The sequence below is a fragment of the Kribbella sp. NPDC050281 genome, assembly GCF_040655855.1.
In the GTDB taxonomy this organism is placed as follows: Bacteria; Actinomycetota; Actinomycetes; order Propionibacteriales; family Kribbellaceae; genus Kribbella.
The window spans coordinates 64,465-83,792 of record NZ_JBFAKS010000026.1 but is presented as its reverse complement, the minus strand read 5'-3'; the positions used below and the strand labels follow the sequence as shown (position 1 = coordinate 83,792).

Below are 19,328 nucleotides of genomic sequence, written 5' to 3'. Positions count from 1 at the left end.
GGGATCAGCGGGTACGACGGAGACGGGTGATCGTTCGGGCAAGAGCGGATGGGGGCGCCGGACGGGAGCGTGGGGTGAAGAACTGGGGGAGCGTGGTGAGGAGCCAGGTCAGCGAGGTGGCGAGGGCCACGGCAGGGCCGGGGGCTGTCCAGGTGTCGGTGGGCGTGGCGGGGTTGGTGGCCTGCCAAGTGGCCGCCAGGAACAGCAGAGTGATGATCGTGGTGACGGCTGCGGTTGCCTGGGACTTGGGGCCGGGCTTCAGGAGCAGTCCGACGACTGTGGTGACCAGACCGGCCAGCCAGGTGAAGGCCAGAGTCGGTTCGGTCTCGATGCCGAGTTGCCAGACGGACAAGCCAAGGCGCCGGCTGTAGGTCCACGGGAGCAGCAGGGCCATTCCGGTAGCCAGTGCGGCGAACAGCGTGGCACGGGCGAACCACCGATGCTCAGCAGTAGCCAGCTCGCCTTCTGCCGCGTCGAGACGGCCGGGGAGTTCCTCGTCCGGTAGTCCGGTCATGGGGCGTCCAAGCGGATCAGGTCGTTGCCCAGCTGGAAGTAGAGCGCCGACCCGATGACCGTGAGGTGATCGGCGGCCTGCGGGACACCTTGGGTCGGCCCCGCGACGACCGTGATGCGTCCCGGCGCGTCCACGCGGACGAGGTAGCTGCCGTCGTACCCCCAGAGCTTGCCGTCGGGCCCGGCGAACCACGTCCCGTCGGCGGTCCGCTGCAACGCAGGTACGCCGGTCGCCGAGACCGGCCACCCGGTCGTCGAACCACCGAGCAGCGTGACCGACCGCCCGTCCGGCCCGACGAGTACGAGTCGCTCGCCCAGAACCATCGCCACCGCACCAGACGGCAACTGCACCAACCCGTCCGGCCGCAGCGCGCCCTTCACCTGGACGCGACGTACCGAGCTCCCCGGCCCGTAGAGGTTGTAGACGCTCGCAGTGATCGCAGTCACCAGCCGATCCCCGGCGGCCCCGGCGAACTCGGCCTTCTGATCACCCTGCACCGGCTGCGGATCGTGCACACGCGTCGTCCGGCCATCCACCAGGTGTACGGCGGTCTCCGCGCCTGGGCGATCGAGCAGGGTCCACCACACGCCGCCCTGACCGTCCGGAGCCCACGCGCGCGCTGCCAACGGCACTCGAACCCGAACCAGCCTCCCAGCGGCGTCCAGGGCCAGCTGAGAGCTCACGCCGGCCGCGCCCGGCTGGCCATCCACCACCGGCACCGCCGGCAGATCGGTCGCCGTGTACGTCGTCGTCCCGGCAACCGGCGTACGCCGATCACACCGGCGATCAGGCGGCGGTGCAGCCGGGTACGCCGCGGCCGCCGTCGCCGCATCAGGAATCACCAGCACCTGGTCGCCCCCACCCGGTGACGCCCCGAGCACCACCGATCCGTCTGGCTTGGCCTCGATGCTCTCGACACCATCCGCTCCACCCGGCAGCTTCCGCAGTACGCCGTCCGGAGTGATCACCGACGTCGGGGCACCACCACCCAGCCAAAGGTTGCCCCGCACATCGACCGCGAACGCGTCCACGGTCATGGACGAGCTGGCCGCATCACTGCTGACCACGCAGCCGGCCGGGGCGATCCCGGTCAGCTGCTGCGGTTTCCCGCCCGGCCGGATGATCGCCAGTCCGGTCTCGCTCGTACGCCAGGCCGTCGTACCGTCCGGGCCGCTGGAGACCTCGTTGCCTGGTGCACCGATACCCGGATCGATCACGAAGTCCTTCAGCACCATGCCCGGTCGCAGCTGGTTCGCGGGGATCTGCCAGGTGGTCGCCGAACCCGACACCACGATCGACCGGTCCGAGTTGCGGTGGCTGAGTGCGGGACCGATGCCGGTCGCAAGGATCTGCACGCCCGGCGTCACGTAGTACGTACCGTTCTGGTTCTTGTGGCTGAGGCTCACGTCGGCCTGTGCCAGGTCCAGCGGCACGGCCAGGATCGCCCACGGCTTACCGAGTGCTCCGCCGGCCAGCATGACCATGCGGCTGTCGGCGACGCCCCACAGTGCCGGCGGAGTGGCGCCATGGTTCAGGGTCACCTGTGGCAGCGCGACCCCGTCCCGGTACGCGAACACCGTCGAGCTCTCGGATCCCGTCCGCCCCAGCAGCCATTGCCCTGGCGACCCGTCGAGCGTCCCGGCCAACGAATCCAAGACATCCGACGTACCGATGGACACCCGCATGCCAAGGCGGTCGACCAGTTGGCCACCGTGCAGATCCAGCAACCGGTGCGGCTTCCCGGCGGCCGCTTCGGGCGCGTACCCAGCTCCTATCGCCGACGGAAGCAGCAGTCCGCCGAGCAGCCCGACCACTGCCGCACCGGCAACGACTCGCAGGCCGCGCACACCCACCATGCCTGTGGCAACGAGTAGCAAGCCGAGTCCAAGCGCGGTCCAAACACCCAGACCGGGCCGGTAGCCCACACCATTGGGCAGCTTCGGTGGCAGCCACACCATGTGCGACAGGACCCCGGCAACCACCGCTGTCCCAGTGCCAACGGCCAAGGCACGACGTACCAAGCCGGACGACAGCAACGTCGCGACCGCGAGCAGACAGATGGCGACAGTCCACGTCCGGGCCGACGGGATCTCCCAGAGTTGAGACCGGGCTAGACCAGCCTCGGCGGCCGTCGGACCGAGTGCCACCGGGTCGAGCAGTTCACGCCAGGACAGGACCGTGGAGGCCACCAGCAGTACGGCGAGGACGCCGGTGAGCACTGGCATCAGCTGGAGCCGGAGCGAGGGCCAGTTGTCGACAGTGGTCATCAGTCGGACAAAGACTGCCCGCAATTCGGACTGATTGAGAGGTTCTTCGGCGTCCTCGCCGGGCTCGTCATCGACGGATGCGGGCGGGGCGGGCGAGCGCATCACCCAGTGCGCCGCGACCGCGGTCGCGATGGTCCCGCAGGCGATGGTGCCGATCACTGCCGGTGAGGTCGTGCACCCTGAGCGGCCCTGCGCGACCAGGCCGGTCCAGGTCGCCACGGTGACCAGCGCGATCGCCGTCGTTCCGGTCCATCTGATCTGCCGGCGAAGCTGGAATCGGTCCGCGGACAAGCGATCCGCGAGCACCAGCAGGATCATCGCGACCGGCAGCACCAGGGCCGCACCGCGGCCGTTCACCGGCTGGGTGGTCGCCCGCCAGAGGTAACAGCCTGTGCCCACCGGCGCCGGGACGAGCACCGAGAGCACTGTGGCCACACTGAGACACGCCAGCGTTACACCCTGCCACCCCGTTCGTCGTATGGTCCTGCGGTGCGTGATCTCATCGGTACGAAGAAGGGCCGCCGCGGCCTTCGATTCGGTGGGAAGATCGCGCAGCGGCATGAAAAAGAAGTTACCTGCCACCCATGTACCGCGTTGTAACCCTGTGACCACGCTGATGGACCCGGACTGTCGGAAAGGGGGCCGGGGATGGAATCATCTCGTCGCATGGACGCGCCGCGTCTGCCACTGACCCAGGAACCGGTCGCCGACACCGGTTCCTTTGGCGTGCGGCAAGCGGGTGGCGTGCTCGAACGAGCCCAGCGGATCGCGGACACCCTGCGCGAGCAGGCCGAGCACGAGAACGACGTCGTCCGCGAGGAAGCCGGACGGATCCGGGCCCAGAGCGAGCGGCTGCGGGCCGACGCCGAGGCAGCGGCGCAGAAGCTGCGGACCGACGCGAACGCCTCCGCGCAGCGCCTGCTGAACGACGCCGATCGGGCCGCCGAACAGCTGCGGAACGAGTCCGAGGCCGAGGCTGACCGGGTCCGCGCCGAGGCCGAGGCCACCGCCGAGCGACTCCGCGCCGAGTCGACCGCCGAGGCGGAGCGAGTACGCCGGGATGCCGCGGCCGCAGCGCAGAAGCTGCACGCCGAGTCGACCGGTGAAGCGCAGCGGGTCCGGGCCGAGGCGAACTCGATCGCACAGCGGCTGAAGGCGGAGTCGGAGAGCGCGGCCGAACAACTCCGGGCCGCCGTGGCAGACGAAGTGGCCAGGCGGCGGGCCGAGTCCGAGGCCGCGGCCGAGCAACTGCGGACCGAGAGCCAGGCGGCGGCCGACCGGTTGCGGTCCGAGTCGCAAGCGGCGGCGGACCGGCGGATCGCGGCCGCCGAGGGCGAGGCGGCGCGGCTGAAGGAAGAGGCCGACGAACTGCTCGAGGACGCCCGGATGGCGCGGGAGTCGGCACAGCAGACGATCGAGCGGGCCGGTCGCGAGGCCCAGCAGCTGGTGGCCGACGCCGGCGAGCAGGCCGCGCTGGTCTCGAAGGCAGCGGTGCGCAACGAGGCCGAGCTGATAGCCCGCGCCGAGACCGAGGCGGGCGAGCTGCGAGCCTCGGTGGAGCACGCGGTCGAGGGCGCCCGGGAGAAGGCCCGGGTCGAGATCGCCGCGGCGCACGCGGAGATCGAGCGGCTGCGCGGTGAGAACCGGGCCGAGCTGGAGCGGCGGACCGCCGAGCTCGAGGAGACCGAGCGGGCCAAGCTGGCCTCGATCTCGCTCGAGATCGACAAGCTGCGGGCCGAGGCGGTCGCCGAGATCGCCGAGCACAAGGCCGCGGCCGAGGCCGGCAACGAGCGGCTGATGGCCGACGCCCGCGCGCAGGCCAAGCTGGTCGTCGACTCAATCGAAGCTGATCGCCGGACGGCGACGGCCGAGGCGCAGCGGATCGTCGAGGACGCCAACAAGGCGGCCGAGGCGGCGCTCGCGGAGGCCGAGCGGCAGACCATCTGGAGCAAGCGGACAGTCGACGACCTGATCGGTGCGGCCGAGTCCGAGGCCGAGTCGATCCGGGCGCAGGCCCAGGCCGAGGCGACCGACGTACTGCGTCAGAAGCGGGCGCACATGCGCCGCGTGGTCGGTCGCACGACCAGCCGGCTGAAGCAGACCCAGGACGCCATCGCCAGGGAGAACGCCGAGCTGACCACGCTGGCCGAGACCACGCTGTCGACGGCCAGCCAGCAGGCGGAGGCGACGCTGGCGAGCGCCCAGCACGAGGCGGAGAAGCTCACGGCCCAGGCGCAGAACCGGGCGGACAAGCTGAAGGGCAACGCACAGACCGAGGCCCGCGAGATCGTCGAGCGGGCGACCCGCCGCGAGGCCGAGGCCCAGGCGAGCACGCAGGTACTGCGGGAGCGGGCCGCCAACGATCTGGCCGATGCGCAGCGCCAGTCGCACGACCTGATCCGCAAGGCCCGCGCCGAGGCGCAGCAGCTCGAGGCGCAGGCCCGCGAGCATGCCGACGACCTGCGTGCCCAGGCCCGAAAACTTCTCGCCGACGCCGAGGCGAGGGTCGCGGCACTGAACCAGCGCCGTGATGAGATCACCAAGGAGCTCACCCAGCTTTCGGGTGTGATCGAGGCACTCGCTGTACCGGGGTTCCGTCCAGGTGGTGGAATGTCATCCAGCGAGGGTTCCACGGGGGAATCAGGATGAGGACGTGACAGTCAGATCCTTGTCAGTGACAATGTGTGATCCACCCACCCACCGAAGTGAGCATCAGAAGACATGAGCAGTGAAAGCCCAACCCCGTTCCGGACCGTTCTGCGTGGCTACGAGCCTGCCCAGGTGGACCAGCACATCCGTGAGCTGACCACCTCGCTGACCGCGCTGCAGCAGCAGTCCGAGCAGCTGCAGCGGCACGTCCAGGAGTTGCAGCAGCGCACGGACGCCGCGGAGTCGGCGGTCATCTCCGCGCAGGAGGACAACAAGGACCGGACGCCCACCTTCACCGAGTTCGGTGAGCGGGTGGCGAAGATCCTGTCGCTGGCCGACGACGAGGCCCGCGACCTGGTCACCCGGGCCCGCACCGACGCCGAGGCGATCGTCGCCGACGCCGAGGCGCACGCCAAGAAGGTCCGCAAGGAGGCCGAGCAGTACTCCCTGGACTGGAAGAGCGAGGTCGACGCCGAGGCTGCCCGCATCCTGGAGGAGGCGCGCACCCAGGCCGACGACATGCGTGACGAGGCCGAGCGCGACGCGACCGCGCGCCGCAGCGAGGCCCAGGCGCTGTACGAGCAGGAGCGGGCCAAGTCCGCTCAGGCCGCGGCCGCCTTCGAGACCACCCTGGCCGAGCGCCGGGGCAAGGTCGAGCAGGAGTTCGCCGCCCGGACCGCGCTGGCCGAGCAGCAGCTGGCCGCCGTCACCGACCGCGCCGCCCAGGTGCAGCGCGAAGCCGACCGCTCCCGCTCCGAGGCGGAGCGGCTGGCTCAGCAGCAGCTGGCCGACGCGAACCGGCAGGCTCAGGAGATCGTTGCCGCTGCCAAGGACAAGGCGGAGCGGATCCGGGCCGAGTCCGAGCGCGAGCTCGCCGCCGCGACCCAGCGCCGGGACAGCATCAACGCGCAGCTGACCAACGTCCGCCAGATGCTGGCGACGCTGTCCGGCAGCCCGGCGATGCCGCTCGACCTGCTGGCCGACGACGACGAGCAGGCCACCACCGGCAGCAAGAAGAACTGAAACACCAGGCCGGCCCGAGAACCTCGGGCCGGCCTTTCAGTTCGAGTGACCGGTCGCTCAGTTCGGCAACCGGTAGCGAGCGCGCGGGAGCGGCTCGACCAGGCCGTCGGCCACGAGGCCGTCCAGCGCGCGCTCACGTTGGACCTCGTCATGCCAGCAGACGTCCAGAGCCTTCTTCGGTACGGCGCCTGACTCGGCCCGCAGGACAGCCAGCAGCCGGCCGCGGACCTGGCGGTCAGTGCCTTCGTAGGTCTGCCCTCTGCGCGGCGGACCGTCGTACGGCGGGCTGCCGGCGAGGACCCACGCGCAGCGGTCGCGGATCGGGCAGTCGCCGCACTTCGGCGTACGTGCTGTGCAGACCAGAGCGCCGAGCTCCATCGAGGCAACTGCCCAGCGGGCCGCTGTCGGTTCGTCTGCGGGCAGTGCGGTCACTGCCAACCGATGGTCGGCCGCAGTGGGGGAGGTGGTCGGCTGTGCGACGCCGGTGAGAGTTCTGGCGAGCACCCGGCGCACGTTGGTGTCGACAACCGCGTGCCGCTGGCCGAACGCGAAGGACGCGATCGCTGCGGCCGTGTAGGTGCCCACACCGGGCAGGGCGAGCAGTGCGTCGTGGTCGTCCGGTACTTCGCCGCCGTGGCGCTCCACAATCGCCTGTGCCGCCGCGTGGAGCCGCAGCGCACGCCGTGGGTACCCGAGCCGGTCCCAGGCCCGCACAGCCTCGCCTGGCGGCTCTACAGCCAGGTCCACCGGCTTCGGCCACCGCTCCAGCCAGGCCTGGTACGCCGGCAGCACCCGATTGACCGGTGTCTGCTGCAGCATGAACTCACTGACCATCACCGCCCACGGACCGGCGTCGGGCTGCCGCCACGGCAGCACCCGGGCATTGGCGTCGTACCAGCGCAGCACCGGCTCGTGCAGAGCGGTAGCTGCGGCGGTGAGCGGCGAGCCTGACTGGTCGAGCACAGAGCCGATATTAGGGTGCGAGCATGAGCAGCCTGCTCCGTCCGGTCGGGCATCTGCCCGCCAGCGTGTACTGGTTCCGCCGGGGACTGGTACTCGTCGTTCTGGTGCTGCTGTTCATCCTGGTCTTCCGGCTGTTCTCCGGTGGCGGTGACGATCCGCAGAACTCGGCCGCGTCCGGCCCGCAGCAGAACCCCAGCAGCGCCCCGCCGCCGACGCCGGTCACCACGCCGACGGCGACACCGACCGACACGCCGGCCAAGAGCACGCCGCCGCCGACGCCGCGCGACACCAACTGCGAAGGATCCGACGTCCGCGTCGACGTACTGCCCGCGACCCGACGGATCGTCTCCGGATCCGTGCTGAACTTCGTGGTCCGGCTGGACGCGGTTTCGGACGGGTGCAAGGCGAGTGTCGATCCCGGTCGGCTGACCGTGACGGTGACATCGGGCAACGACCTGATCTGGACCACGACCCATTGTGCGCAAGCGATCAAGCGCGCCACCCTGGTGGTTGCTAAGGGCAAGCAAGCGACCAGTACTGTGGCGTGGAACGGCCACCGGTCCGGCCCCGGCTGCCTGCCGGGGCAGCCGGTGGCCAAGCCCGGTACGTATGTGGTCAACGCCGTCTTCGACGGCAGTCCGTCATCCGCGCAGGCCTTCCAGGTCATTTGATCCCGGTACGTCGGCAGGCCGCACCATGTGCGACGGCTTGACGAACAGCAGCGCCGCGACCAGACCGATCAGCAGGACGGCGCCCGGCAGGATCAGCGACTGAGCCATCGAGTCACTGAATCCCTGCACCAGCGCCGGCGGCAACTTGCCTCCGGCAACAGCACCCTCGCCGGCAGGCGCACCACCTGGCATGGCCGGAAGGTTGTGGGCCAGCCGCGACTCGATCAGTACGGCGATGCCCGCGCTGCCGAGGACGGCACCGACCTGGCGCGTCGTGTTGTAGACACCCGCGCCGGCTCCGGCCTGGTTCATCGGCAGGTTCCGCGTCGCGGTGCTGCCGATCGGGGCCCACATGAAGCCGTTCGCGACACCCAGCAGTGCGATCGGCAGCAGCAGCTCCCAGATCGGCAGGTCCGGCTCGATCACCAGGCTCAGCCAGAACATCGACACCGAGCAGCAGAGCAGCCCGAAGCCCGCGATGAACCGTGGCGGCGTCCGGTCGACCAGCCGGCCGACGAACGGCGCCAGTGCGCCGGAGATGACCGCCATCGGGACCAGCAGCAGCGCGGCCTTCGTCGGGCTCAGGCCACGGACCGCCTGCGCGTACAGCATCAGTGGGAACGCCATCGCGGTGATCGCGAAGCCGACCGTGGTGATCGCGATATTGGCCAGCGAGAAGTTGCGATCCTTGAACAGGCCCAGTGGCAGCAACGGCTCACCGCGGTTGCGGGACTGCCAGATGACGAAGGCCGCCAGCAGCACCAGCCCGGTGATGATCAGCGACCAGACCGAGATCGGTCCCTTGATCTGGCCCCAGTCGTACTTCTGGCCCTCCTGGATCCCGAACACCAGGCAGAACAGGCCGGCCGTGCTCAACGCGACGCCGATCAGGTCGAACTTGTGCGGGTGGGTCTCCAGGTTCGGCACCAGCCGCATGGCCAGCACGAAGCCGACCACCCCGACCGGCGCGTTCACGAAGAAGATCCACTGCCAGCCGAGACCGTCGACCAGGACACCGCCCAGGATCGGGCCGACCAGGGTCGCCACGCCGGCCGTCGCGCCCCACAGACTCATCGCCCGGCCGCGCTGGTTCGGCGGGAAGATCCGGGTGATCACCGCCATCGTCTGCGGCGTCATCATCGACGCGCCGAGACCCTGGAAGACCCGGGCCACGATCAGCATCCCGATCGTGGTGGTGAAACCGCACCAGACCGAGGCCAGCGTGAACAGGGCCAGACCGGTCAGGTAGACCTTCTTCGGCCCGACCCGGTCGCCGAGCCGCCCGGTCACCAGCAGCGGTACGGCGTACGCCAGCAGGTAGGCGCTGGTCACCCAGAGGACGCTGCCGACGTCGGTGCCGAGATCGTCCAGGATCGCCGGGGTCGCGACCGACACGATGGTCGAGTCGACCAGGATCATGAAGAAGCCGAGCACCAGCGCCCACAGCGCCGGCCAGGGCCGAACCTCCGGCCTCACAGTTTCTTGCGGGGTTGCCATTCCAAGTCCTTGCTCTCGATACGTTCGATGACGGTGGCGAGCCAGTCGCGTTCCGCGGCGATCTGACTGCGGACGTAGGCGCCGCCGATCCAGTACGGCTCGTACACCTTCGCCGCCCGGGCGGCGCCGACCACGTCGTCCAGATCGGCCAGCCAGCGGTCCAGGTCCTCGACCCGGCGGCGGAACCGCAGCACCGCGTCCTCGGCGTCCAGGTTGTGTGCCTCGCTCAGCACCACCGGGAAGAGCGGGTACTCGTAGACGTACTTCTCGATGCCACTTTCCACCCGCCGGGTCAGCGCCTCGCTGCCCTCCGGAGTGATCTCGTACGTCGTGCGTTCGGGGCGGTTGCCGGCGCGTTCGGTGCCGATCGCGCGGACGAGGCTCTGTCCGGCCAGCCGCTCGACCGTGTGGTACAGCGAGCCGGGGCGGACCTTGACGATCCGGTCGTTGTGCCGGCTGATCAGCAGTTGGTACATCTCGTAGGCGTGCATCGGCCGCTCCTCGAGCAGCGCCAGCACCGAGATCGCCAGCGGGGTCAGGTCGGCCATCGTCCTCCACCCGGAGTGTTCCGTGCGAAATGTTCCATGTGGAGTATTACTCGTCGTACTCCGGAAACGCAAGCGCCCCCGGGCTCGGTCACGAGCCGGGGGCGCTGGGTGGCAAAGGGTCAGACGTAGCGTTCGAGGATGCTGGATTCGGCCAGCCGGGACAGGCCCTCACGGACCGTGCGGGCGCGGTTCTCGCCGACGCCCTCGACCGTCTGCAGGTCGTCGATACTTGCCGCCAGCAACTTCTGCAGGTGGCCGAAGTGATCGATCAGCCGGTCGATGACGGCGCCCGGTAGCCGTGGCACCTTGGCCAGCAGGCGGTAGCCGCGCGGGGTGACGGCGGCGTCGAGCTGCTCGGCGCCACCCAGTTGCAGGGCGCGCGCGACCTGGCCGATGTCGAGCAGATCCGTGGGGCTGACCGCATCCAGCTCGAGCAGTACGTCGTCGGCCGTCTTGGGCCGGCGGCCCGCGGCCGGCGGCAGGTAGTCGCGAACCACGAGCTCACGTTCGCCGGCGACACCGGCGACCAGCTCGTTCAGCTGCAGGGTGAGCAACCGGCCGTCGGTCCCGAGCTCGACGACGTACCCGTCGATCTCGGTGGCGATCCGGCGGACCATCTCCAGCCGCTGCGCAACAGCGGCCACATCCCGGACCGTGACGAGGTCCTCGATCTCCAGTGCGGACAGGGTGCCGGACACCTCGTCGAGGCGCAGCTTGTATCGCTCCAGAGTGGCCAGGGCCTGGTTGGCGCGGGACAGGATCGCGCCGGAGTCCTCGAGCACGTAGCGCTGGTCGTCGACGTACAGCGCGATGATGTGCATCGACTGCGACACCGAGATCACCGGGAACCCGGTCTGCCGCGCGACCCGGTCGGCGGTGCGGTGCCGGGTGCCGGTCTCGTCGGTGTGGATCGACGGGTCGGGCATCAGGTGCACGGCGGCGCGGATCAGCTGGGTGGCGTCGCGGTCGAGGATGATCGCGCCGTCCATCTTGCTCAGCTCACGCAGCCCGGTCGCGGTGAACTCGACCTCGATCTCGAAGCCGCCGGTCGAGATCGAGTCGACGGTTTTGTCGTGACCCAGGACGAGCAGGGCGCCGGTACGCCCGCGCAGGATCCGTTCCAGGCCTTCGCGCAGTTCGGTACCCGGTGCCACCGCCGCGAGGGTCGCGCGCATCCGGGCGCCGGTGCTGTTCTTGTCGGAGTTCGGAGCCACGGAACCTGAGTCTATGCGGTCACGCCGTTGCGTTCGCGCCGAAGTACCCGGCGACCGGTCGCTCGGCAGCTCAGGTCGCGACGGTGTTCGCCCGTGCGCGTGCAGCCGCCCGTGCATCCGGACCGTGCAGTTCCGGTTCCCCGCGTGAAACCTGACTGTCCGGGTACGGCGTCTGCCGCGTCAGGGGCAGCGGATGACCTGGCCGGCGTACGACAGACCACCGCCGAAACCGAACAGCAGCACGGGCGCGCCGGACGGGATCTCGCGCTTCTCGACCAGCTTGGACAGGGCGATCGGGATGCTCGCCGCGGACGTGTTGCCGGACTCGACGACGTCCTTGGCGACCACCGCGTTGGTCGCGCCGAGTCGCTTCGCGAGCGGCTCGATGATGCGCAGGTTGGCCTGGTGCAGCACCACGCCGCCGAGATCCTCAGGCTTGAGCCCGGCCTTCGCGCAGACCTGCTGGGCGATCTCGGGCAGCTGGGTGGTGGCCCAGCGGAAGACGCTCAGGCCTTCCTGCTGGAACGGGCCTTCGCGGCCCTCGATCCGGACCGCGTCCGACATCTCCGGCACCGAGCCCCAGACCACCGGACCGACCTCGCGCTCGTCGCTCGCGACCACCACGGCCGCGCCGGCACCGTCGCCGATCAGCACGCACGTCGTGCGGTCGGTCCAGTCGGTCCAGTCGCTCAGCTTCTCCACGCCGATCACCAGCGCCTTCGTCGCGTCGCCGGCCCGGATGGCCTGGTCGGCGATCGCCAGTGCGTAGGCGAAGCCGGAGCATGCGGTGTTCACGTCGATCGCGGCCGGATTGCCGAGGCCGAGGCGGGCCGCGACCCTGGCGGCGATGTTCGGTGACCGGTCGATCGCCGTACAGGTGGCGACCACGACGTAGTCGATCTCGTCCTTGTCGAGGCCCGCGTTGGCCACGGCCTTGTCGGCCGCTCGCCAGGCCATTTCGTCGACACTCTCGTCGGCCGCGGCGATCCGGCGTTCGCGGATGCCGACCCGGCTCTGGATCCATTCGTCACTGGTCTCGACCATGGTGGCGAGCTCGTCGTTGGTGAGCACCCGCTCCGGTTGATAGTGGCCGAGCGCGACAACTCTGGATCCGGTCATCTCGAGTGCTCCTGAGGTCATCCGGCAACGCCGGGCGGTATCCCAGGTTCAGCACTGAACCCGGCGGGGGCGCCTCAAGACTACGTTCCGTCCACCGCGGCCCGGCAGCCCGCGTCTCATCCCTTACCGGATCTTGTGGGCAGGGACACACCCCCGGCTCGTCCCGCACCACAACCCCCATCACCGTCCACGCAGTGGCTGGCAGCGCGCGGCGTACAGCTCGACAGGAGGTGTCCGACGAATCCCGGCTGATGAGGACACGGCACGCTGGGGGACGCGCCCGCGGAGTACACACCTCCTGTCGAGCTGTACGCCGAGGTGCCCGCCAGCGGAACGCGGCGGTGCCCGCCAGAGAGGCGCGAAGCCGCGCGCCCGGGAACACGCGGACCCGTCTGGGGACACGCGGGGTGGCGCGGTCCGCGGGCCGCAGGGAAGCCCGGCGACAGGGGAGGGAGAGCGCGGGGTTCGTGTCAGGTCAGGCCGGCGGCCAGGAGGGCAGAGGGGAGGTCGGGGGCGGCGAAGGTGCGCAGGCCGTACTTGGCCTGGATGTCCATCGGCTTGAGATCCTTGCCGCGGTTGGGGACGTCGGCGGGGACGATCGCCTTGGTGAAGCCGAGGCGGGCGGCCTCGGCGAGGCGCTTCTCCAGACCGCCGACGCGGCGCACCTCACCGGCCAGCCCGACCTCGCCGATCGCGATCAGGCCGGGGTGGATCGGGCGGTCCATCACCGAGGACGCGACCGCGATCGCGACGGCCAGGTCGGCCACCGGTTCGGTGATCTTCACGCCTCCGACGGTGGCGACGTACACCTCCTGGTCGGTCAGCTTGAGGCCGACCCGGTTGCCGAGGACGGCGAGAACCATCGCGACCCGGGACGACTCGAGTCCGGAGGTGGTCCGCCGCGGCTGTGGGGCGGCGGACGGCCCGACCAGCGCCTGGACCTCGGCCAGCAGCGGCCGGCGGCCCTCCATCATCACGGTCACGCACGTCCCGGCGACGGGCTCGGCGTGCTCGGAGACGAACAGGCCGGTCGGATCGCTCACCTCGACGATCCCGGTGTCAACCATGTCGAAGCAGCCGACCTCGTCGGACGGACCGAACCGGTTCTTCGTCGCGCGCACCATCCGGAACCCGGAGTGCCGGTCGCCGTCGAAGGCGAGGACGACGTCGACCAGGTGCTCGAGCATCCGCGGGCCTGCGATCGCGCCGTCCTTGGTCACGTGGCCGACGAGCACGACGGCGATGTGCCGCTCCTTGGCCAGCCGCACCAGCGCACCGGTGACCTCACGCACCTGGGTCACGCCGCCAGGAGCGCCGTCCACCTCGGGATGCGCCATCGTCTGCACCGAGTCGATGACCAGGAACGTCGGCTCGACCGCGTCCACCTGGCCGACCACCGCGGACAGGTCCGTCTCGGCCGCTAGGTACAGCTCGTCGACCAGCGCGTCCGTCCGGCCGGCTCGCAGCCGCACCTGGGCGGCCGACTCCTCACCCGACACGTAGAGCGTGCGCTGCCCGCGGCGGGCCGACTGCGCGGCGACCTCGAGCAGCAGCGTCGACTTGCCGACCCCGGGCTCGCCGGCGAGCAGGATGACGGCGCCCGGCACGACGCCGCCACCGAGAACGCGATCGAGCTCGGCGATGCCTGTCGGGCGGGACTCGGCCTCGATGACCGAGACCTTCGCGATCGGCATGGCCGGCGACGACACCGGGCCGGCGCTGATCCGGGAGGCCTTCGGCGCGCCGACCTCGGCGACCGTGCCCCAGGCTTGGCACTCGCCGCAGCGTCCGATCCAGCGCGCCGATGTCCACCCGCACTCGGTGCACGCGAACTGCGGCTTCGCCTTCGTCGTCCCCGTCGCCTTCGCCATGCAGAACAACCTAGGCGAACCCGCCGACAAAACGTCAGCGGCTGAGCGTGAAGTGATCCCGGACCCGGTCGAGCAGCCGGCGCATCCAGCTGACCGTGACCCCGGTCCCGCCGTCGTCGTCGACCTCGGGCGGCTGCCCGTCCTCCTGCGCGGCTTCGAGGTACTTCGTCAGCAGTTCACTCTCCGACGTCCGGAGGTCGGCGCTCCGTTCGAGCAACGCCCGGGCCTGCTTCTTCCGGCCGGCCACGACCTCTGCCGATCCGAGGTGCTGCAGGCAGCGGGCGCGGCCTTCGCTCTCGTCGATCTCCGAGTAGAGGTGTTCCGCATGGCGCCACATCCGCTTGGCCTCGTGCGGACTGCGTTGCATCCAGGCCGCTACCCCCATGAGCTCGGACGCGTGTGCCTGGCCGCTGATGTCGCCGGCCGCGCGGGCACGTGCGACGGCGGGCCGGAGCTGGTCGAGTGCCTCTTCCGGCTCCAGCTGGTACAGGTTCACGATCGCGCGGTTGATGAGGATCGCCACCTCGGCAGCCAGGTCAGGGCCTGGCCGGTTGAGGCGCGCGTCGTCCAACCGGTCCCGCGCGTTCAGCACCGCCTCGACCCGGTCGTTGCCCGCCGGCGACTGTTCCGCCCGGGCCAGGTGCAGCAGCGCCCGCTCGACCTGCCGGCGAGTCGTCAGCGCCGCCGCGGTCCGGCTGTGGGTCGCCACGTTGTCCGAGACGCCCAGCCGCGTGGTCGCGCTCTCCAGATCACCCAGCAGTCGGTACGCCGTCGCCTCGCGAGCCGCAGCGAGTTCCGCGAGGTCGCGGCGGCCGCATGCTTCGGCAACGGCCGACAGGAGTTCGCTGAGCTCCAGCAACGGGAGAGGCTCGGACCGGCGCAGGTACCAGACCTCCAGCGCGTCGCAGATCCGGGCGAAGTCGTCCGCGATGCCTTCGCGTGGCTTCTCGGCCTGCAGGAGTTCGCGCAGTTGCGGCTCGTTCAGTGAGTACCACTCGGCCGCCGCCATACCGCCGGTGTCGGAGCCGAGCGCGATCATCCACTGCTCGGCCTCCTCCGCCGCTGCGCGCAGCTCCGGTGCCGCGACGACTGCTACAGCCTCTTGCCGCCGTCGCTTGTACGCCGCCAGCACGGTCGGCGCGTAGTACGCCGCCCAGATGAGCAGGAACAGGAACGTCAGCGAGAGGCCGACCACACGGACCCAGCCGCCGCTGTCGAGGCTCTGCGACAACCGCTCGCCCGCAAGACCGGACAACAATGCCGAGGCGAGCGCGCTGATCCCGAAGAAGTCACCCCGCCGGCGGCTTTGGCGTGGTTTGTCCTCCAGCTTCGGTTGCTGGTCGCCAGATGTCCCGGATGTCGCAGATGTCCCAGATGTCATGGCCGACTCCCTGCGGTCAGTCCACGCACCACTTTCTGCCAGAACGTCAGCATCAGTACGGCGGGCACAACAGACGCGACCACAGCGGCAGCAGCGACGGTCCCACTGGACGCGGAGAACTGCCGCGCCTCGCCCCACAACACCAGTGACAACGGCGTCGTACCAGGACCACTGATCAGGAATCCGACGATGAAGTCGTTCCACACCAGTGCGAACTCCAGCACCGCCACAGCGATCAACGCCGGCCGATAGGTCCTCTGCACCGTTGCCAGTACGGCGCTCTGTCGCGCAGGACCCAGCAATGCCTCAGAAACCAGGGCCGGTGGCGCAGAGGCGAACGCGGACCGCAGGAGCAGGACAGCGAACGGCAGACCGGCGGCCGCATGGACCAATGCCAACGCGATCCGCGATCCGGCCAACCCCGCTGCACCGATCGCATCCTGCAACGGAGCGGCGTACATCTGAACCGGGGTCACCGCGAGTACGACGAACATGGCCATCACCACGCGGCCCAGCCACTGCGGTAGACCACCCCACGCCACCAGATAGGCCGTCGGTACGGCGATCACCAACAACACCGCTGTGGCTGCGCCGGCGATGAGCACTGTGGACAGCAAGGCCCGGAACAGCCCGATGTTCGCGGCAGCACTGAAGGACGAGAAGCCAAGACCGGACAGCGACCACCAGCCGTGCAGACCGGCCTCGCGCGGCGAGTGGAGAGCAGTGGCGACGAGCACCACGGCAGGGAAGATCCACACCAAGCTGACTGCGAAGCCGACGATCCATCCGAAGCGGCGTACCAGCTTGCTGGGTTTCGGACGGCCCAGCGTCGGATCCGGGGTCACCACAGAGACCGGCATCGCCCAGCGGCGTCGGCGCAGGCCGCGTACGCCGATCACGGCGACAGCTGCCACGATCGCGAACAGCACCACACCCAGCGCCGCCGTGCGACCCGAGTCGGCACCGTTCGCGTTCGCACGCCACCAGTTCAGGCCGAGCACGTCCGCGGAGCCTTGCATGGAACCGGGTACGACGATCAGGACCAGGTCGAAGACCCGAACCGCCGCGATGACGAGGGTCAGCGTCACCACACCGGTGATCGGCCGGAGCAGTGGGATCTCCAACGCGAACAGTCGTCGCCAGCCGGTGACACCCTCGGCGGCGATCGTGCGGGTGACGTCGTCCGGTATCGCGTCCAGGCCGGCGCGGAACAGCGAGACGACGTACCCGAGCCAGGTCCAGCCGAAGGCGGACACCAGTACAAGCCAGAACAGGCCGGGGCCGAGCCACACCGGGCTCGTGCCGAACAGCCGCGTCCAGACCGCGGTCACCGTGCCGCGCTCGGGTGCCGGGTCGAAGATCAACCGGAACGTCGCGCCCGACACCAGCACGGACACCGCGAACGGGATCACCAGCGCAGGCTGCAGGAACGACGTCAGGCCGGGCAGCCGATAACTCAACAGAGCAAGGAAGAACCCGACCACGACCAGCGCGAACGCGACCAGCACCCAGGCCAGACTGTTGCCTACGGCACGCAATGCGCCAGGGTCGCCCATCACCGCGAAGTTGCCGAACCCGAAGCCGCTGGTGGTCCGGAACGCCGCCACCACAGTCACCCCGATCGGGATCAGCAGCAGACAGCTGAGCAACAGTGCGGGGAGCCCCAGCAGATACGGTCCGGCCGGTCGCCGCGGCTTGCCGGCCACGGGACGGCCGCTCACCTCGCGGCCGACGATCTCCAGTGACAGGCCGTTCGTCTGCAAGCCCATCAGCTTTCCACCTCACGCAGTTCGTTCACCGCGTCATCGACAGCCTGCGGTACGACGGCACTGCCGCGATCGCCGATCCTGATCAGGAAGTCGGTGAGCACTCGCCACAGTCCGTTGATGCCACCAACGGGTCCCAGTTGGTCGGACAGGTCGAACTGGAGAAGTCCGTTCGGTGCGGTCAGTTGTTCGGCCAGCCTGGTCAGCTCGGGGGAGTAGCCCGACACCCGTCCGTCGACCAGGAAGCCGCCCTGTCTGATCCACGGGTCCACCGCGGTCGGTGCGGACAGGCGGCGGACCAGATCGACCGCGTCGTCGCTGGAGGGCTTCGGCAGCACCATCACGTCGCCTCCGACCACGACCGGCGCGGCGGCGCCCGGCGCGAGTGCCGGGAACGTGAACACTCCGATGTCGTCCGGATCGGCCGCGAACGAACGCACTACCGGCTCAGCGAAGTCGGACGCCAACACCATGGCGGCTCTGCGATGGCCGAACACCTCGACGATCGCGTCCGGGAACTGCTGCACGAGTGAGCGCTTCACACCGCCGGCCAGCGCACCCGGAGCGGACCACATGGATCCCAGCAAACGAAGGGCTGCGGCGAACTCGGGTCGTCGTGACGGCTGCGGCTCCGTCGCTGTCGCCAGCCCTGCATAGACGGCAGGCGCTATGCCCAGCAGGACGTTCTCGAGAAAGTCGGTGAGCACCCACCCATCACCCGCGGCCAGCGAGAGTGGCCGGACATCCGCATCCGACAGTGTCTTGTTCAGCGTCAGCCAGTCCGACCAGAGTTGTGGTGGCTCGACACCGACCTCCCGGAACACCGAGGGCCGGTACCAGACCGCTGACTTGTGTGCCGTCTTGAACGGGACGCCGTACGTCTTGCCGTCGTACACGAGCAGGTCTTTCCAGAGCCGTGCCCGGCCGGGGTCCGCCACCTCGTCCGGGATGGCCTGGAGGTCGTTGCGCTCGTTGCGTTCGCGCGGGACCAGTCCGGGCTGCGGCAGCATCACGATGTCCGGCCGCCGGCCGGAGCGGGCCCCGAACGCAGTGGAGATGTCGTCGCCCAGCGGCACGACCTCCACCGGATAGTCCAGCTTGCCCAGACCGTCGAGTACGTCGTGGAACGCGTGCAACTCCTGACCGCTCCAGCTCACCGCCACCCGCACACTGCGCCGGAGTCCCAGCACGTCGTTCGAACAACCCGCGACCATGAGCGTCGCGGCGGCTCCCAGGAACGCTCTGCGGCTACTAGGCATCGCGGAAGCCCGTCGTACGGCCGGAGTCGGTGGTGATCAGCAGCACCGCGGCTCCGTACAGCTCAGGGGGTGGTTCCTCGGGCGGGTGGTGAAGCCGGAGCAACGATCCCCACGTCGGCAGACCGGCCGCGTCCTCCAGCACGATCAGCCTCGGGTGTGCGCGGAGTGCACGGGCCACACCGGCCAGCCGGCGACGGCCTGGCGTGATCTCGTGCGGATAGCGATCCAGTACGTCGTCCAGTCCGCAGTCTCCTGCGGTGACGAGGCTCTCCTCCTCCGCGGTCTTGCGGGTCACGCGATGCCTCACGATGTGGCCGTGGACGACGTTGCCGAGCACCGTCAGGTGTGGCAGCAGCCCGCCTTCGGCAGGCACCAATCGGACCGGATCGCCGATCTTCACCACTGCATCGGCCGGTGGATCGTCCGCACCGGTCAGTACATCGACCAGCCGGCGTGCCGCAGCGGCCGACGGCATCACCAGCGCTCGCTGCTCGCCTACGTCGATCCGGACCTTCTCCGGCAAGCCGGGGACCTGTTCGAGCAGCAGACCGTCCATCCCTGGCTGGCGCCTCCCCAGAAGACCCGT

15 protein-coding genes are annotated in these 19,328 nt (G+C 69.8%); 3 read left to right on the top strand and 12 right to left on the bottom strand.

Translation table 11 applies throughout. The features are described from left to right. Positions 1–4 precede the first annotated feature (4 nt). Both AB0I34_RS26455 and AB0I34_RS26450 read right to left on the bottom strand, forming a co-directional pair. Positions 5–514 (bottom strand): hypothetical protein, encoded by a 510-nt coding sequence (locus AB0I34_RS26455; RefSeq protein ID WP_360449800.1) that lies wholly within the window; start codon positions 512–514, stop codon positions 5–7. Continuing rightward, entirely contained in the window at positions 511–3,216 is a 2,706-nt protein-coding gene (locus AB0I34_RS26450) for a hypothetical protein (RefSeq protein ID WP_360449797.1), read from the bottom strand. Before AB0I34_RS26450 ends, AB0I34_RS26455 begins: the two co-directional genes overlap by 4 nt. Positions 3,217–3,447: 231 nt before the next feature. Here AB0I34_RS26450 and AB0I34_RS26445 point away from each other — a divergent pair, with 231 nt between their 5' ends. Both AB0I34_RS26445 and AB0I34_RS26440 read left to right on the top strand, forming a co-directional pair. Continuing rightward, positions 3,448–5,430 (top strand): kinetoplast-associated-like protein, encoded by a 1,983-nt coding sequence (locus tag AB0I34_RS26445; protein ID WP_360449794.1) that lies wholly within the window; start codon positions 3,448–3,450, stop codon positions 5,428–5,430. A gap of 72 nt (positions 5,431–5,502) precedes the next feature. Then, entirely contained in the window at positions 5,503–6,453 is a 951-nt protein-coding gene (locus AB0I34_RS26440; RefSeq protein WP_131360044.1) for a DivIVA domain-containing protein, read from the top strand. A 57-nt stretch (positions 6,454–6,510) separates the two neighbouring features. Here the strand turns inward: AB0I34_RS26440 and AB0I34_RS26435 are convergent, their stop codons facing one another. Then, positions 6,511–7,416 (bottom strand): A/G-specific adenine glycosylase, encoded by a 906-nt coding sequence (locus AB0I34_RS26435; protein WP_360449791.1) that lies wholly within the window; start codon positions 7,414–7,416, stop codon positions 6,511–6,513. A gap of 23 nt (positions 7,417–7,439) precedes the next feature. Between AB0I34_RS26435 and AB0I34_RS26430 the strand changes: the two genes are divergently transcribed. Beyond that, complete coding sequence (locus AB0I34_RS26430) at positions 7,440–8,087, top strand: hypothetical protein (protein ID WP_360449788.1); 648 nt, start codon at positions 7,440–7,442, stop codon at positions 8,085–8,087. Here the strand turns inward: AB0I34_RS26430 and AB0I34_RS26425 are convergent. The 9 genes from AB0I34_RS26425 to AB0I34_RS26385 form a co-directional block, all read right to left on the bottom strand. Then, a complete protein-coding gene (locus tag AB0I34_RS26425; protein WP_360449786.1) occupies positions 8,058–9,584 on the bottom strand; it encodes a DHA2 family efflux MFS transporter permease subunit in 1,527 nt (508 codons plus the stop codon). The genes AB0I34_RS26430 and AB0I34_RS26425 overlap by 30 nt on opposite strands. Beyond that, the gene (locus AB0I34_RS26420) at positions 9,560–10,132 is read right to left on the bottom strand and encodes a PadR family transcriptional regulator (protein WP_360449783.1); all 573 of its coding nucleotides are present in this window, start codon (positions 10,130–10,132) and stop codon (positions 9,560–9,562) included. Before AB0I34_RS26420 ends, AB0I34_RS26425 begins: the two co-directional genes overlap by 25 nt. 119 nt (positions 10,133–10,251) lie before the next feature. After that, positions 10,252–11,346 (bottom strand): DNA integrity scanning diadenylate cyclase DisA, encoded by a 1,095-nt coding sequence (gene disA / locus AB0I34_RS26415; protein WP_360449781.1) that lies wholly within the window; start codon positions 11,344–11,346, stop codon positions 10,252–10,254. Between the two features lie 180 nt (positions 11,347–11,526). After that, on the bottom strand, positions 11,527–12,465 hold the full coding sequence (locus AB0I34_RS26410; RefSeq protein WP_360449778.1) for a beta-ketoacyl-ACP synthase III: 939 nt from the start codon (positions 12,463–12,465) through the stop codon (positions 11,527–11,529). A gap of 470 nt (positions 12,466–12,935) precedes the next feature. Further along, positions 12,936–14,336: a DNA repair protein RadA gene (radA, locus tag AB0I34_RS26405; RefSeq protein ID WP_360449775.1), complete on the bottom strand. Its 1,401-nt coding sequence runs from the start codon at positions 14,334–14,336 to the stop codon at positions 12,936–12,938. 34 nt (positions 14,337–14,370) lie between these two features. Further along, positions 14,371–15,717 carry a hypothetical protein gene (locus AB0I34_RS26400; RefSeq protein ID WP_360449773.1) on the bottom strand — a complete coding sequence of 449 codons (1,347 nt, stop codon included), beginning with the start codon at positions 15,715–15,717 and terminating at the stop codon, positions 14,371–14,373. Beyond that, a complete protein-coding gene (locus AB0I34_RS26395) occupies positions 15,714–17,486 on the bottom strand; it encodes a sugar ABC transporter permease (protein WP_360449771.1) in 1,773 nt (590 codons plus the stop codon). Before AB0I34_RS26395 ends, AB0I34_RS26400 begins: the two co-directional genes overlap by 4 nt. Then, positions 17,486–18,742, bottom strand: coding sequence for an ABC transporter substrate-binding protein (locus tag AB0I34_RS26390; RefSeq protein WP_360449768.1), 1,257 nt, complete (start codon positions 18,740–18,742; stop codon positions 17,486–17,488). The genes AB0I34_RS26395 and AB0I34_RS26390 overlap by 1 nt, the downstream gene beginning before the upstream one ends. Then, entirely contained in the window at positions 18,735–19,298 is a 564-nt protein-coding gene (locus AB0I34_RS26385; RefSeq protein WP_360449765.1) for a hypothetical protein, read from the bottom strand. Before AB0I34_RS26385 ends, AB0I34_RS26390 begins: the two co-directional genes overlap by 8 nt. Positions 19,299–19,328: the final 30 nt, after the last annotated feature.